The organism is Pseudoduganella sp. HUAS MS19 (genome assembly GCF_053615455.1).
The window spans coordinates 1,908,013-1,922,676 of record NZ_CM132133.1; the positions used below are offsets into that span (position 1 = coordinate 1,908,013).

10 protein-coding genes are annotated in these 14,664 nt (G+C 64.8%); 5 read left to right on the forward strand and 5 right to left on the reverse strand.

Going from position 1 to position 14,664, the window contains the following annotated elements; translation table 11 throughout:
* Window positions 1–21 precede the first annotated feature (21 nt).
* The 5 genes from ACWBU6_RS08745 to tssH are packed head-to-tail and all read left to right on the forward strand — an operon-like array spanning window position 22 to window position 6,618.
* Entirely contained in the window at window positions 22–513 is a 492-nt protein-coding gene (locus ACWBU6_RS08745) for an Hcp family type VI secretion system effector (RefSeq protein ID WP_452648419.1), read from the forward strand.
* 41 nt (window positions 514–554) lie between these two features.
* The gene (gene tssE / locus ACWBU6_RS08750) at window positions 555–1,016 is read left to right on the forward strand and encodes a type VI secretion system baseplate subunit TssE (RefSeq protein ID WP_229204772.1); all 462 of its coding nucleotides are present in this window, start codon (window positions 555–557) and stop codon (window positions 1,014–1,016) included.
* Window position 1,017: 1 nt separating this feature from the next.
* The gene (gene tssF / locus ACWBU6_RS08755; protein WP_452648420.1) at window positions 1,018–2,862 is read left to right on the forward strand and encodes a type VI secretion system baseplate subunit TssF; all 1,845 of its coding nucleotides are present in this window, start codon (window positions 1,018–1,020) and stop codon (window positions 2,860–2,862) included.
* A complete protein-coding gene (gene tssG, locus ACWBU6_RS08760) occupies window positions 2,826–3,917 on the forward strand; it encodes a type VI secretion system baseplate subunit TssG (RefSeq protein ID WP_452648421.1) in 1,092 nt (363 codons plus the stop codon). Before tssF ends, tssG begins: the two co-directional genes overlap by 37 nt.
* Before the next feature lie 10 nt (window positions 3,918–3,927).
* Entirely contained in the window at window positions 3,928–6,618 is a 2,691-nt protein-coding gene (tssH, locus tag ACWBU6_RS08765; protein ID WP_452648422.1) for a type VI secretion system ATPase TssH, read from the forward strand.
* Here the strand turns inward: tssH and tssA are convergent, their stop codons facing one another.
* Genes tssA through ACWBU6_RS08790 form a run of 5 tightly spaced genes read right to left on the reverse strand, consistent with a single transcriptional unit; the run spans window position 6,619 to window position 14,660 of the window.
* Window positions 6,619–7,659 carry a type VI secretion system protein TssA gene (gene tssA / locus ACWBU6_RS08770; RefSeq protein ID WP_452648423.1) on the reverse strand — a complete coding sequence of 347 codons (1,041 nt, stop codon included), beginning with the start codon at window positions 7,657–7,659 and terminating at the stop codon, window positions 6,619–6,621.
* A gap of 14 nt (window positions 7,660–7,673) precedes the next feature.
* Window positions 7,674–8,423, reverse strand: coding sequence for an OmpA family protein (locus ACWBU6_RS08775; protein WP_452648424.1), 750 nt, complete (start codon window positions 8,421–8,423; stop codon window positions 7,674–7,676).
* A gap of 1 nt (window position 8,424) precedes the next feature.
* Window positions 8,425–9,402, reverse strand: coding sequence for a type VI secretion system-associated protein TagF (gene tagF / locus ACWBU6_RS08780; protein ID WP_452648425.1), 978 nt, complete (start codon window positions 9,400–9,402; stop codon window positions 8,425–8,427).
* Entirely contained in the window at window positions 9,399–13,244 is a 3,846-nt protein-coding gene (tssM, locus tag ACWBU6_RS08785; protein ID WP_452649546.1) for a type VI secretion system membrane subunit TssM, read from the reverse strand. The genes tagF and tssM overlap by 4 nt, the downstream gene beginning before the upstream one ends.
* Before the next feature lie 21 nt (window positions 13,245–13,265).
* The gene (locus ACWBU6_RS08790) at window positions 13,266–14,660 is read right to left on the reverse strand and encodes a hypothetical protein (protein ID WP_452648426.1); all 1,395 of its coding nucleotides are present in this window, start codon (window positions 14,658–14,660) and stop codon (window positions 13,266–13,268) included.
* Between the last annotated feature and the right edge of the window lie 4 nt (window positions 14,661–14,664).

Consider the following 14,664-nt stretch of genomic DNA (forward strand, 5'->3'; position numbering starts at 1 on the left):
TTCAACACAGAAAGGAATACCATGGCAATCGACGTTTACCTGCAAATCGACGGTATCAAAGGCGAGTCCACCGATACCGCCCACAAGGATTGGATCGAAGTCAAGTCCGTCCAGTGGGAAGTCCTGCAGCCAAAGTCGGCCACCGCATCTACTGGCGGCGGCCACACCGCGGAACGCACCGAGCACCGCGATATCGTAGTTTCCAAGCTGGCCGACCTGGCTTCGCCACTGCTGCTGCAGAATTGCTCCTCGGGCAAAACCCTGCCAAAAGCGAAAATCGAATTCATGCGTGCTGACGGTCAGGGTGACCGCGTCAAGTACTTCGAAATCGAACTGGAAAACGTGCTGATCTCCAGCGTGGCTCCAGAAGTTCGCCAGGGCGACATCCTGGGCGAAGACGTTTCGCTGAAATACTCCAAAGTGAAGTGGAAGTACACCCAGCAGAAAGTCAACGGCGGCACCGGCGGCAACACCTCCGGCGGCTGGGACTTGTCGACCAACAAAGTAGCTTAAGCGGGGACTGAATGACGGTAAGGGGATTTGCACCGGGGCTGATGGACCGGTTGCTCCAGCCTGGCGACGGCTCCGGCAGTGCGGCCGTCTACCGCATGTCGCTCGACGAGATGAAAGACTCCGTCGCGCGCGACCTGGAAGCATTGCTGAATACCCGGACCGTCATCCCTGAGCATCTGCTCAAACGCTTTCCGGAGTGCGGTCGTTCCATCGTCAGCTATGGGCTGAACGATTTCGCCGGCATGTCGCTGGCGAGCCCGGACGACCGCGCTGCCATTTGCCAGGGGCTGGAACGTGCCATCGCACGGCATGAACCGCGCCTGCGCAATGTACGGGCATCGCTTGAAATGCAAGAGGGCGGCATCGACCGCCTGAATTTCGCCATTACGGCACTGCTGGTGCTGCACGCAGCACAGGAACCGGTCAACTTCGACGCGGTCCTGACACCATCCAGCCTGCAATACACGATTAGCAAGGCACGCCGCGCGCTGCCGGGAGCATGATTTGGAAGAGTTACTGCCGTATTACGAGCGCGAACTGGGTTTCCTGCGGCGCTACGCACGCGAATTCGCCGAGCGCTATCCCAAGATTGCTGGCCGCCTGCTGATTGGCGGCGAGGTATGCGAAGACCCGCATATCGAACGCATGATCCAGTCTTTCGCGCTGCTCAATTCGCGCGTGTCGAAACGGCTGGACGACGATTATCCCGAATTTACCGAAGCACTGTTTGAGGTGCTTTACCCGCACTACCTGCGCCCGTTTCCGTCGTGCTCGATCGCACGCATGGATTACGCCGCCACCGCCGCCCAGTTGACGGCGGCCAGCGAGATCGCGCGCGGGACGGTGCTCAACACGCGGCCCGTCAATGGCGTGGCCTGCACTTTCCGCACCTCCTATCCGGTAACGGTGGCGCCCCTGGAACTGAGCCGCGCTTCGTTCACGGCCGCCCTGGCGGCGCCGGAAGCGGTGCAGTTGCCGCCCGGCGCCGGCGCCGGGCTGGCCATCACGATCGATTCGCTGTCCGAGCAGATCGGCCTGCCCGCGATGGGCGTTTCCAGCCTGCGCGTCTTCATCGATGGCGAACCTTCGTTCTGCGCGGCCATGCGCGATGCGCTGTTCATGCGCAGCGCCAAGGCGTGGGTGGAGTGCGACGGCAACGGACGCTGGCTGCCGCTGGCGCGCATTCCTGTCGCTGCCGCCGGCTTTGAGGAAGACGATGCGCTGATCGACTTTTCGGCGCGCTCGCACCAGGCTTACCGCCTGCTGACAGAATATTTCTGCTTCCCGGAGAAGTTCAATTTCTTCGATATCGACCTGGCGGCTCTGTGTGCGCTGCTGCCGATCGGCGCCAAGCGCCTGACGCTGCATATTGCAATGAGCGGACTGCGCCCTGATTCCCATGTGGCGCGCATGCTGTCGACGCTGACCACCAATAACCTGCTGCTGGGCTGTACGCCGGTGGTCAACCTGTTCCGCCAGCGCGGCGAACCGATTCGCATCTCGCATACCGCTGCCAGCTACCCGGTGCTGGCCGACGCGCGCCGCGCCTACGCCTACGAGGTGTATTCCATTGACGCGGTGCGCATGGTGCGCCAGACGCCGCAAGGCGAATCGGTCGTGGAATTCCGCCCGTTCTATTCGCTGCGCCACGGCGAAACGCCGGAAAAACATGGCCATTACTGGGTCATGCGGCGCGATGAACAGATGGCGCACAAGAGCCCCGGCTATGAAACCGAGATCACCGTTGTCGATATCGATTTCGACCCGGCGGAGGTGGAAACCGATACCCTGAGCCTGCAGCTGACCTGTACCAACCGCGACCTGCCGGCTTCCCTGGCCTATGGCCTGCGCGGCGGCGACCTGTTCCTGGAGGGTGGCTCCAGCGTGCGCAGCATCAGCTTCCTGCGCAAGCCGACGCCTTCCCAGCGCTTCGACCGCGGGCACGGGGCGCACTGGCGCCTGGTGTCGCACCTGTCGCTGAATCATTTGTCGCTGTCCGGCGGCGGCCTGGAGGCGTTCCAGGAAATGCTGGGGCTGTACGACCTGCCGCGTTCTGCCTCTACCCAGCGCCAGATCCGCGGACTGGAGTCGGTCGAATACAAGCCGGCCAACGCCTGGCTGGCGGGAAATCCGTTCGCCTGCGTGGTGCGCGGCATGGAAGTGCGCCTGACAATCGACGAGGAAGCTTTCGTCGGCAGCGGCATCCATGCTTTCGCCCAGGTGATTGAACGCTTCCTGGGCTTGTACGTGCATGCCAACAGCTTTACGCAACTGGTCGTCGTGGCCGAGAGGACTGGGGAGGAGCTGTTGCGATGCACACCGCGAAGCGGCGATTTGAGCCTGCTGTAATCGAGCGCCTGTTCGCCGAGCCGTACCGCTTCCAGTTCTTCCAGGCGGTGCGGATGGTGGAACTATGGCTGCGCCGCAACGGGATTACGCAGGAGGGCGCGATCGCGAACTTCATGCGCTTCCAGAACCCGGTGACGCTGCGCTTCCCGGCCAGCCAGCTCGAGACGCTGCACCCCGAGCCGCGCGAGATCCTGCCTACCGCGCCGGCGCTGGCGGATGCCCTGCAGAACAAGCAACTGCGCTACTTGCGCATGACGCCCAATTTCATGGGTTTCCTGGGCAGCTCGGGGGCCTTGCCGGCGCATTACACGGAATCCATCGCAGCGCACCAGTTGTATGCGAAGGACGAAGGGCCACGCGCCTTCCTCGATGCGTTTTCCACGCGTTCGCTGTCGCTGTTCTACGAGGCCTGGCGCAAGTACCGGCTGGAACTCAAGTACCAGGTCGACGGGCAGGACCGTTTCCTGCCGCTGCTGCTGGCGCTGGGCGGGCTTGGCAACAAGGGGCTGACGCAAAGGCTCTCGGGCCGCGAAGCCCAGGCTTCCGGTGCGGTACGCGACGAGTCGCTGGCCTACTTTGCCACGGCACTGCGCCAGCGCCCGGCCTCCGCGTCGACCATGGCGCGCGTGCTGGGCGAGTACTTCCGCGTGGACATTACTGCCACGCAGTTTGTCGGCTGCTGGTGCGAGGTGCCGGCGCAGCAGCAGACCGTGCTGGGCGGGCCACAGGGGCAGTTGGGCGCCACCGCCATGATTGGTTCGCGCGTCTGGCAGCGCGACTTGCGCATGCGCCTGACCATCGGGCCGCTGCGGCGCGCCGACTTCGACGCATTCCTGCCTGGCGGCAGCGCGGCGCGTGCGCTGGAAAAGCTGCTGTCGATGTTCACCGGCGTGACGCTGGAATACGAAATCTGCCTGGTATTGCGCGCCGAGGACGTCTGCGGGGCCTCGCTTGGGGCTGGCGCGCGGCTGGGCTGGGACAGTTTTATACCGGACGAGGGTGCAAGCGAAGACCGCACCGACGTCCGCTACTTCATCCATGGATTAACAATGTGAGGACCGCTCGATGAGCATCAACCTGAAAACCCTGATCGGGAAACTGAATGACACCTGCCGCAATGCGGCTACCCGCGCGGCCAGCATTTGCGTCGGCCTCGGCCAGTATGAAGTGGACCAGGAGCACCTGCTGCTGGCGCTGCTGGAGAATCCGCGCAGCGACATGGTGGCGCTGGCGCGCCACTTCGAAGTGGACACCAGCCGCCTGCAATCGGACTTGCAGGCCGAGATTGCGCGCTTTCGCAGCGGCAACGCACGCACCCCGGTGTTCTCGGCGCGCCTGCCGAAGCTGTTCGAGCATGCCTGGCTGATTGCCTCGCTCGACCTGCAGGCCGGCCAGCAAGTGTTCATCCGCAGCGGCCACTTGCTGCAGGCCATGCTGACCGATGCGGAGCTGTCCCAGCTGGCATACCGCAGCTCGGCCCTGTTCCACCGCTTTGAAGCGGACGATATCAAGCACCACCTGGACAAGCTGGCCGCCAATTCGGAAGAGGCCGAGGCGGCAGCCGCCACGCGCGCCGCCGGCGCGGGCGGCGAGGGCGCCCTGGGTGGCGATCCGGTCGGCGAAATGCAGCAGCCGGCGGGCAAGACCCCGGCGCTGGACCAGTTCACCACCAACCTCACCGAGCGCGCGCGTGCCGGCAAGGTTGATCCGGTGATCGGCCGCGACGCGGAAATTCGCCAGGCCATCGACATCCTAATGCGCCGCCGCCAGAACAACCCGATCCTGACCGGCGAGGCCGGTGTCGGCAAGACCGCCGTGGTGGAAGGGCTGGCCTTGCGTATCGCGCAGGGCGACGTGCCCGACGTGCTGAAAGGCGTGGCCATCCACACCCTGGATATGGGCCTGCTGCAGGCCGGCGCCAGCGTCAAGGGCGAGTTCGAGAACCGCCTGAAGAACGTGATCGACGAGGTGCGCAAGAGCCCGACGCCGATCATCCTGTTCATCGATGAGGCGCACACCATGATTGGCGCCGGCGGCCAGGCCGGCCAGAACGATGCGGCCAACCTGCTCAAGCCGGCACTGGCGCGCGGCGAACTGCGCACCATCGCGGCCACCACCTGGGGCGAATACAAGAAGTACTTCGAGAAGGATGCCGCGCTGGCGCGCCGTTTCCAGGTGATCAAGGTCGAGGAACCAAGCGAGGAACTAGCCTGCGCCATGCTGCGCGGCATGGCGCCGCTGATGGAGCAGCACTTCAATGTGCGCATCTTCGACGAAGCAATCACCGAAGCGGTGCGCCTGTCGCATCGCTACATCATGGGCCGCCAGTTGCCCGACAAGGCGATCAGCGTGCTCGATACCGCTTGCGCCAAGGTGGCGCTGGGCCAAAGTGCCACGCCGGCCCTGATTGAATCGCTGCAGCGCCGCCTGGAGCGCATGGCCGCTGAAACGAGCGCGCTGGAGCGCGAGCTTGCTGGCGGCGGCGCGCACCAGGAACGCCTGCAGGAGCTCGCTAGCCTCCGCTCCGCTGCCCAGGAGGAGCTGGCGGCGTTGCAAGCGCGCTGGGAGCAGGAAAAGGCCATCGCCGCCCAGATCGGCGAAGCGCGTGCCAACGTCGAGAAGGCTGCCGCCGGCCAGGCGGGCGACGACGCCGGCGGCGCCGCCAGCCAGGCACACGACATCCAGGCCCTGCTCAAGGAACTGCGTGCGCTGCAAGGCGAAGCGCCCATGGTGCCGGTGCAGGTCGACGGCAACGTGGTGGCGGAGATCGTCGCCGGCTGGACCGGCATCCCGCTTGGCAAGATGGTGAAAGACGAAATCCAGGCTGTGCTGAAACTGCGTCCGGCGCTGGAAGAGCGCGTGATCGGCCAGCCACATGCCATTGAAGCGGTGGCGCAGCGCGTGCGCACTGCGCGCGCCAACCTGGACGACCCGAACAAGCCGAAAGGCGTCTTCCTGTTCGTCGGCCCATCGGGCATCGGCAAGACCGAAACCGCATTGGCCCTGGCCGACGCGCTGTACGGCGGCGAGCGCAAGATGGTCACCATCAATATGAGCGAATACCAGGAAGCGCACAGCGTCTCCGGCCTGAAAGGCTCGCCGCCAGGCTATGTCGGCTACGGCGAAGGCGGCGTGCTGACCGAAGCGGTGCGACGCAACCCGTACAGCGTGGTGCTGCTGGACGAAGTGGAAAAGGCCCATCCGGACGTGCTGGAACTCTTCTTCCAGGTATTCGACAAGGGCGTGATGGATGACGCGGAAGGCCGCGAGATCGACTTCCGCAACACCATCATCATCCTGACTTCCAACGTCGGCTCGGCTACCATGATGCAGGCATGCCTGAACAAGGAAGCGGAAGAGATGCCGTCGCCCGAAGAGCTGGAAGCGGCAATCCGCCCGCAGCTGGTGAAAGCGTTCAAGCCGGCCTTCCTGGGCCGCCTGAAGGTGGTGCCGTACTACCCGCTGGGCGACGATGTGCTGGCCAGCATCATCACCCTCAAGCTGGACCGCATCGGCCAACGCGTGGCCGCCAATCACAAGGCGGCCTTCCATTACGACGAGACGCTGGTGGAAGCCGTGCTGGCGCGCTGCACCGAAGTCGATTCCGGCGCCCGCAATGTGGACAATATCCTGAATGGCACCCTGCTGCCTGAGATTGCGGAAGCGGTGCTGGCGAAGATGGCGGAGGGAAGTGCGATCGGCCGCATCGAAGTGGCGGCCGACCAGCAGGGCAATTTCAGCTACAGCGTAGTCTGATCAGTTGGACGAGGAGATGCCCAGCATCTCCTCGATATGCTGCAGCGAGCTGGAATCCTTCACCACGCTGCGCAGCCAGGTATGCAGGTCCTGTTCACCGGCGTCGGCAGCCTTGTCCGCGAAGTACGAGACAGGACTGTGCGGCTCGGTGCGGCGGAAGAAGCTGGCAATCTCGCGCAACTGCGTGATGGCCTGGGCGCGCGAGGTGACCGGCCCGCTGGCTTGCTGCACGACCCCGGCCACCGGCTGCGCGATGATGATCTGCTCGCCGACAGGCGCCACGCCCAGCGGCGTGCCGACCGTCGCTGGCAAGCCCGCATGCGATGGCATCGCATCGATCATCGCCTGCACGGCGTCGCGCGCTGCGGCAAAACCCGGGCTGTCATTGCCCAGGAATTCATCGGACACCTGTTCCAGTTCTTTCAAGGCATCCATGCAGTAACGCGCATCGGTCGCGAACTGTTCGCGAAAACGCGGCGAGTTGCGCGCGCGCGCGGTTTCCATATCGGCCAGCTTCGGCCAGTCCGGGTTGCGCGCATGCTCCGGCAGGCTGGCCTGCTTGCGTGCCATGTCGAAATCGATGGCGGAGAACGCGGTACCCTGGCCTTCGGTGAGCGGCATTTCGCGCAGCAGGGTAGGGGTGCGGCCCAGGATCCAGGCCAGGTTGCCCACGCGCTGCTCCATATCGTCGCCATCGGGCTCCGGATACAGGCCGTTGTTCCAGAATTCGCGGATCAGGCCAGCGAGCAGGCGGAACGATTCGCCCAGGCCCTGCATGCGGTGCTGCTTGGCCGCCGCTTCCGCCAGCCACACCGCCACCCGCAAGTCTTTGCTCTTTTCGCCCAGCAGGGTGCTGCAGCGCTTCACCACGAACGACCAGTCGGCCTCTTTCAGTTCGGTGACCCATTCGCCCTGCTCCAGCGATGGGTCGTCAAAACGGCGGGCCTGCGCGATGGCGTCGAAGTCGCTGGAAAAGGACAGGTCGTCGCCGGCCGGTTGTGCCGGCGAAATCGGCGCCAGCAAGGTGTCTGCGTTAAACATGGATATCTCCTCGGTTACTGCGCCATGCGGAATTCAATACGGCGGTTGCGTGCACGGCCCTCGACGGTGTCGTTGCTGGCGATCGGGCGATCCGGGCCGGAACCCGACGCCACCAGGGTTTCGGCTGGAATGCCCTTGCCGGCCAGGTAGTTGCGCACGGCTTCGGCGCGGGCCTGCGACAGGTTCTGGTTGCTGGTGCGCAGGCCGACATTGTCGGTGTGGCCGATGATCTCGACCTTCTGGCCTTTCAGCTTCAGCATGGCCGCGCCCATCTCGTCGAGGATGACCTTGCCGGTCGGGGTCAGCACGGCCTGGCCGCTCTCGAATTCGACGATACGGTTGGCCAGGGTGCGATCGAGCACACCCTGGTCGGCCGCCGAGACGCGCAGGCCGTTGGTGACGGTATAGGTCGGATTCAGGCGGGTGGCAAAGTCGCTGGCAATGCGCTGGCGCTGCGCTTCGTTGGCGACTTCGCCGCGCACGCTGACGGTGGTGCCGTCGATCTTGAGCTGGCCGCGGCTGACCTGCTTGAGGTCCGGCGTAATGAGCTTTTGCACATAGTCGTTCCAGTTGGCCGGGGTGGTGACCTGGCCGATGGTGATCTGGTCCAGCACCTTGTCGGCGCCATAGACTTCGCGCAGCTTGGCCAGCAAGGCGGTCTTGCTCGCTTCATCGGCCACGGTGCCGCTGGCGACAACCTGGCCGGGTACTTGCGCCTGCACCGCAAAGGCGGCGCACAGCAGGATGAGGGGGAGGTAACGCATATCAGTTTCCGATAAAGGAAGTGCGCAGCGAGTCGTGCGCAGATTTCAGGGAAAGTCCGGGATTGGCGAGGTAGGCCGACACCTTCTGGATCGCATAGTCTTCATTGACCTGGTCTTCGACCCATTCGACCTCGTCGAAGGCGATGTGGTGGCCTTCGCCCACTTGCGGGTCCATGATGCCCAGCAGGGTTTGCGGCGAAGCGCCGCTGAAACCAAGCACCAGCACAGGCTTGCTGTCGAGTCTGGTCACGAACAGCGACAGTTCGAAGTCGGCGCGCGCCAGGAACGGCGTGACCACGTGCATCCAGAACGCCGCCACCAGGTAGCGGTACATCGGGTCGGTGGGCAGCGGCAGCACCAGGCTCTTTTCCAGGCGGCTCGAGCTGCTTGCCATGACCGGCTGAAGCAGGATGCCCAGCGCCAGCAGCACCTGCCGCACGCTGCCGGTGAAGCCGGCCTGCGCCAGCATGGCATCAAGGCCACCGACAGTCTGCAGTTCGAGGAAGTCGGCGAATGCCGCATCGTAGGCGCTGGCACGGGTGTCCAGTTCCACGGTGTTGCCGTTCAATGCCTGCAAGGGCGCGGCCGCGTCCTCGGCGGACAAGACGCCGCCGCTCAGGTTTTCCAGGCGGTTCCACAGTCGCGTCAGTACCAGCGGGCTGTTGGCAGCGAAGGATGTCGGTTCGTCGACGTCGATGCTGCCCGCCATCAGGAAGGGGAAGCGGCGGCTGGACTGGTCGCTGCTGGCCGCGATATGGCCCGCGATCGCCGCGCGGCGGCGCGGCCCGAACAGGGCGAAGTGCAGCGGCTGCACGGCGTCGTACGTCAGCTTCCAGCGCGCGTCGGTGCTTAGCATGTCCATCGAGCGGGCCATCCAGTCGTCCATCATCTGCAGGATCTTCGGGTCGCTGCCGCCTTTTACAAAATCAGCGCGGCTTGGAATTTTGCCGAAGTAACCGATAGCAGCAGCGCGACTCATTGCGCACCTCCTGCTGCGGCGATCGCAGGCTCGCCACCGGCCGGCGCCGGGGTGCCGACCACGGTGTCAGGCAGGCGCAGCTTGCGGAAGCCCTGGCTGGCCTGGACCGGCGCGGCAACCGGAGCCTGCACGGAAGGCAGGATGCGCAGGTTGGCCGCGACAGTCACGCCGCCGTTGGTCCAGTTCAGCTCAAAGCTGCCATCCGGACGGCGCTTGCGCTGGGCCGCATCGATCATCTTCTTCAGGCCGAAGTGGCCGTTTTCCTCCAGTACGACCACCTTCCTGCCGTCCGGCGTGAAGGCGGTAATGCGCGAACCGGGCACGCCTTGAGGGTTAGGCCACACCATCGGCACCCAGGGCTGTTGCTGGCCTTTCCAGCGTACCGACTGGCCGTCGATCTCGATGGTGTATTCGCTGACACCGCTCACGGCCACGGTCTGCAGCTCGAAGCGGGTTTGCGCTTCCTCGCTGCTGGCGGCCTGGTTGGCGACGCCGTTGGCGCTGAGCGGAGCGATCCAGCCCGGGAAGGCGGTGGCGACGGAAGGCGACAGGGTAATGCCCATATTGGCCCAGGTCTTGGCGCTCAGCGAGTCGCCGCGCCGAACCACCAGAGGGCCGATGGTCGTGTTGAAGAACTTTGCCACCGCGCCTTCGGGGCCGAACACCTGGCCGATTTCGGCATTGCTTGCTTCCTGCCTCGATTCGGTTGCGAACGGGTACTTGGTCTGCAGGTCGCGGCGGAACGGCTCCAGCACCTGCGCCGCCCACACCTTATTGATCTCGGCTTCGGTCGGCTGCACGATAACTGCGAAAGTCTGCATCAGCGGGCGTACCAGCAGCGGACGGATAGCCTGTTTCTGCGGATCGCTCATGCTGACCAGCATTTGCTCGTCGACATATTTCAGGGCGTCGGCCAGTTCGGAGCCGCTGCCATCCAGCGTCTGCTGCATCAGCTGTTTGGCGCCGGGACCGGGGTCGCCCTGGTTGCGAATCAGGTTGAAGCGGGCGCGCAGTTTGCCAAGGCTGTCCATATAGCCGCGCATCAGTGAGGCATTGTTGTCCTTGACGACCACCAGTTGCGCCACGCCGGAGAATTCGCGGCCGACAGGACCGAGCGGCAGCGCTGCGCCTGGCTGGCCTTGCGGATTGGCCGGCAGGTTGATGTTCACTTGCGAAGGCTTCTGGCGCAGGATCGTTTCGCGGAACCAGTCGCCGATGCCGCGTTTGGCGCGCTGCACGCCGCTATCGAGCAGGGAAGGGTTGTCCCACGAGGTTTCCTGGTACACGGTGGTCATCAGCTTGGAGATCGGCGAGGTCACCGGATCGCCCAGGCGGTTCATGGCGGCCGCTGCCGCTTCAAAGCCGTTCAGGTCCTTGATTGCCACGCCCTGCAGGAACTTCTGCCATTCCTTGGCATAGTCGTTCTTGTACAGGTCGACCAGGGCTTTCTGGATCTGCTCAGGGCTGCCTTCCAGCGTCAGGTCGTCCTTGGCGGCGGTTTTCAGCACCCAGTCGGCGCTTTGCAGCTCGTGGTTGGCGGCGTCCTTGAAAGCGTCGCGCACATAGCCTTCCCAGGCCGCCCGGGTAAAGGCACCGGAAATCGAGTAGCTGCCCAGGACCAGTTCACGATCCTGGTCGCCCACGATGCGGGCCACGGTCATGGCAGGGAAGCGGGTTGCCGCACGGGCCTTGACGTCGGCGTAGACGCGTTCGCGCGCCGGCATGCCGCGCACCACGCCGCGCAGCGTATTGCGCGACTGGTCGACCAGGGCCAGGCGGTTGTCCACGGTTGGCCAGGACGGATCATTGATCTCGGACAGGTAGAAGGCGATCAGGCGTTCGGCGCTGCGGATCATCTGCTCGCGCGGCATGGCTCCGCGGTTCGATTCCAGCCATACGCGCCAGAAGCGGGTCAGCTGGTCGTTCAGGTGGCTCGCTTCGGCGCGCGATTTGTCGCCCAGCATCAGGTAGGTCTTCAGTGCGTTGTAGGCGTCTTCCACGTTTTCCGGCGAGGCATCCTTGAACTGCTGCGGCCCGGCAGCCGCGACAGCCGGCGCCGGCGTTGCCGCCGCGGTTGCGGAAGTGGCTGCAGTGGCGGTGGCCGTTGCCGCGCCTGCCGCTGCCGCCGGCGTTGCAGCGGCATTGCGCACCTGCGGTTGCAGGCGCTCGGCATTGGCATTGACTTCGCCGAGGAAGGTTTCCAGCGACTGGCCGACAGGTTTCAGCATTACTTCGCGTACGCCAGCGAAGTATTCCTCGCGCAGTTTGCGTTCGAGGTAAGCGCCCTGGTACAGGCCCAGGCTGACCGACAGCGGGCGGTTGTCGCGGAAGCGGTCCAGTTGCTCGATGCGGTCCTGCAGGATTTCCAGCGCTTCCAGTCGCGCCGCCAGGTCAGGGCGCTGCTTTTGCAGCTTGACCGCCTTATCCAGGTCGGCCTGTACATTGGCCACCAGGGTACGGTTGCCCATGTACGACCAGCTCCAGCCGCCCAGCAACAGGCCGCTCAGCGCCACTGCGCCGAAGAAGGCGGCATAGCGCATGCGTACCTTGGCCGGGCTGGCGTACTGCGCCACCAGGTTCTTGTCCGCAAAGATCACGTTACGGAACAGCTTGAGCAGGAAGTAGCCGTGCTGCTGCTCGCTGCCGTGGTGCTCTTCGCGTTGCAGGCTCAGGTCGAAGCGCTGCGCCACGCGGTGGGAGGTGGCGGAAACGCCTTCGCCTTCCTGCAGGGCGCTGGTGAAGTAGAAGCCGCGGAACACAGGCTTGAACTGGAATGGATTCTCTTCGAACAGCGTGGCGATAAAGGTGCGCAGCGGCGCCTTGACCGAGTTGAATTCCAGCGGGAAGGTGAACACGCCGGACGGCAGGCGCTCGCGCCATTGCAGGGCCATATTGGCCAGGCTCATTTCCTTCAGGCCTTCGTACAGCTCGTCGAAGCGAGCATCGAACTGGCGCAGCAGGTCTTCGTTCGGCTGGTTCTTGTGGTAGGGCAGGGTGGCGCCCCAGACGCGGTCGCGCTCACCGATTTCGGTGTCGTGGAAGAAGTCGGTGAAGCCGTTGATCAGGTCCGCCTTGGTGAAGACGATGTAGACCGGCGCATGCACTTCCAGTTTTTCGGTCAGTTCCTGCACGCGCTGGCGCAGGTTCTTGGCCAGTTCGATGGCAAATTCAGGGCGCTTGCCGGTCAGTTCGGCGATGCTGACGGCGATGATGATGCCGTTGATTGGCGCCTTCTTGCGGTACTTCTTCAGCAGGCCGAGGAAGCCGAACCATTCGGCGCGGTCTTCGTCGTTGACCGCATAGCGGCCGGCGGTATCGAGCAGGATGCCGTCGGTGGTGAAGAACCAGTCGCAGTTGCGGGTACCGCCCACGCCTTGCACGATGCGGCTGCCGGCCAACGGGAACTGCAGCCCGGAATTGGCAATTGCCGTGCTCTTGCCGGCGGCTGGGTTACCGATGATCATGTACCAGGGCAGCTCGTACAACGCTGCGCTGCCGGAGCGCAGGCCCAGCTTGGAGGTCTTGATGGTCTGGATCGCATCCAGCATGCGTTTGCGCAGGGCTTCCGTTTCGTGGCGCGGCGCCGGTTCGGCCTTGGACGGCGTGGCGGCGGTCTGCTGTTCCAGCATGCTGCCCAGCTGGGTGGCCGCGCGGCGCGCGCGGTAGCGGCGCCATGACCAGACCATTATGCCAAGCAGCAGGGCGGCTGCCAGTACGGCAAAGGCCAGGGTGTATGGCAATTCCAGCAATACCGCCGCTACCAGCAGGAATGCCGCGAAGGCAAGCCAGCCGTAGATCAGGAATGCGGTGCGCGAGGTCAGGATTTCCCGGATTCTGTGCATCATTTTTCTACTCTTGCAAGGTTAGCTAAGGGATGGCGCTTTACTTGCCGGGGCCGGGAGCGGGCCGACCAGCAAGGCGTAACGTTGGGTTGGGTCGCTGTTGGCCAGCGCCAGCGCGAGGCTGCCGCTGTCCATGGCCTGTGCGTGGGCCAGCGCAATGGCGGCCAGGGAGCCGACAGCACCCGTGTGGCCGCAGGCTGCGCCGACGCAGGCCAGCGAAGTGTTGGCGTCCAGGCCTGGGACAGTGGCCTCGACGCATTGCATCAGGTCCGACATCAGGGCGGCGCGGTGGTCGGTATCGGCGGCAACATAGGCGGGCTGCCCGCCTTTGGCCTGCGCCAAAGCCTGTTCGGCCAGTTCGCGCAGCGTTGCATCGGGCTTGGCGTGCAGTGCAAGCAGGCGCAATTCTTCGCCGCCTTCCTTCTGCGACTGCAGCAGGATACCTGCCGCGCCTTCCGCCGGCATGCGGCCATTCGGATTGCGCGGACCATACAGCTTGCCGTTGAGGGACAGTTGCTCGATGGCTTCGGCATCGATATCGGAGCCGCAGGCAAGCAGCAAGTTCAGTGCTGGCGCCTTGCTGTTCGCCGCCTGGACCGATACATCGCGCAGCGCGGCAAGCGTCGTTGCCGGGGCTGGCGCTATGGGGCTTGTGGAGGCATGTGCCGCCGCGGCAGGCTGGCGCACGAGCAGGCGCTCTTGCGGCCAGCCGGCTTCGATGACAGAGAGTTCCAGCCAGCGCGTAGCCAAGACCTGGGTGGTGGCCGGCCAGTCCGGGGGCAGCAGCGGGATCAGTTGCAGCACGCCCTCGCTGCCGGACTCGCTGGCCCGCGTGGCGAGGTTGGCTGCAATATCGGCGCCCAGCGCCATCGCGCGCAGGTGCTGCGCCGATGGCGTGCGCGGCGCAGGCTGCAGGGTGGACAGCCATTCCTCCAGCGGCCCCAGGGCAATGTCCGCGACGCGGCCGGCGAGCAGCGGGAAGCCTTGCATATCGGTGAGTTCAGGATCGAGGTCAAGGCGCGCTTCCCCCTCGGCGATGGCGGCCGCCAGTTCCGCCGGCGAATCTCCGTGCGCCATGCGCAGCGCGGTGCCTGCGACGGCAAACTGGGTCCATGATGCGGCCGCATCCGGCGTGCCCGCTGCGCCCTGAGCGCCGGCCGCCCCTTCCTGCCCGCCACTGGCTTGCAGTCCGGGTGCTGCTGGAGCTTGTGCGCCGCCAGCACCGGCGGTGGCTGCATCCGTGCCGGCAAACGTTTTGCGTGCCGCTACGAAACCCAGGATGAGCGTCAGCGGCATGACCAGCATGGCCAGCGCCAGATCGCCCGTGTCGGGCATGCGCGTAGTGCTGCGCCAGTACCATACCGCACCAATCCAGCAAAGAGCGAATACCCCAACTACCAGCAAGCTGCGTTTCATCCAA

What these genes read in the sequence shown, in the direction of transcription:
- ACWBU6_RS08745 (WP_452648419.1), top strand. Translation starts at nt 22, where the DNA reads ATGGCAATCGACGTTTACCTGCAAATCGACGGTATCAAAGGCGAGTCC.
- tssE (WP_229204772.1), top strand. Translation starts at nt 555, where the DNA reads ATGGACCGGTTGCTCCAGCCTGGCGACGGCTCCGGCAGTGCGGCCGTC.
- tssG (WP_452648421.1), top strand. Translation starts at nt 2,826, where the DNA reads ATGCACACCGCGAAGCGGCGATTTGAGCCTGCTGTAATCGAGCGCCTG.
- tssH (WP_452648422.1), top strand. Translation starts at nt 3,928, where the DNA reads ATGAGCATCAACCTGAAAACCCTGATCGGGAAACTGAATGACACCTGC.
- tssA (WP_452648423.1), bottom strand. Translation starts at nt 7,659, where the DNA reads ATGTTTAACGCAGACACCTTGCTGGCGCCGATTTCGCCGGCACAACCG.
- ACWBU6_RS08775 (WP_452648424.1), bottom strand. Translation starts at nt 8,423, where the DNA reads ATGCGTTACCTCCCCCTCATCCTGCTGTGCGCCGCCTTTGCGGTGCAG.
- tagF (WP_452648425.1), bottom strand. Translation starts at nt 9,402, where the DNA reads ATGAGTCGCGCTGCTGCTATCGGTTACTTCGGCAAAATTCCAAGCCGC.
- tssM (WP_452649546.1), bottom strand. Translation starts at nt 13,244, where the DNA reads ATGCACAGAATCCGGGAAATCCTGACCTCGCGCACCGCATTCCTGATC.
- ACWBU6_RS08790 (WP_452648426.1), bottom strand. Translation starts at nt 14,660, where the DNA reads ATGAAACGCAGCTTGCTGGTAGTTGGGGTATTCGCTCTTTGCTGGATT.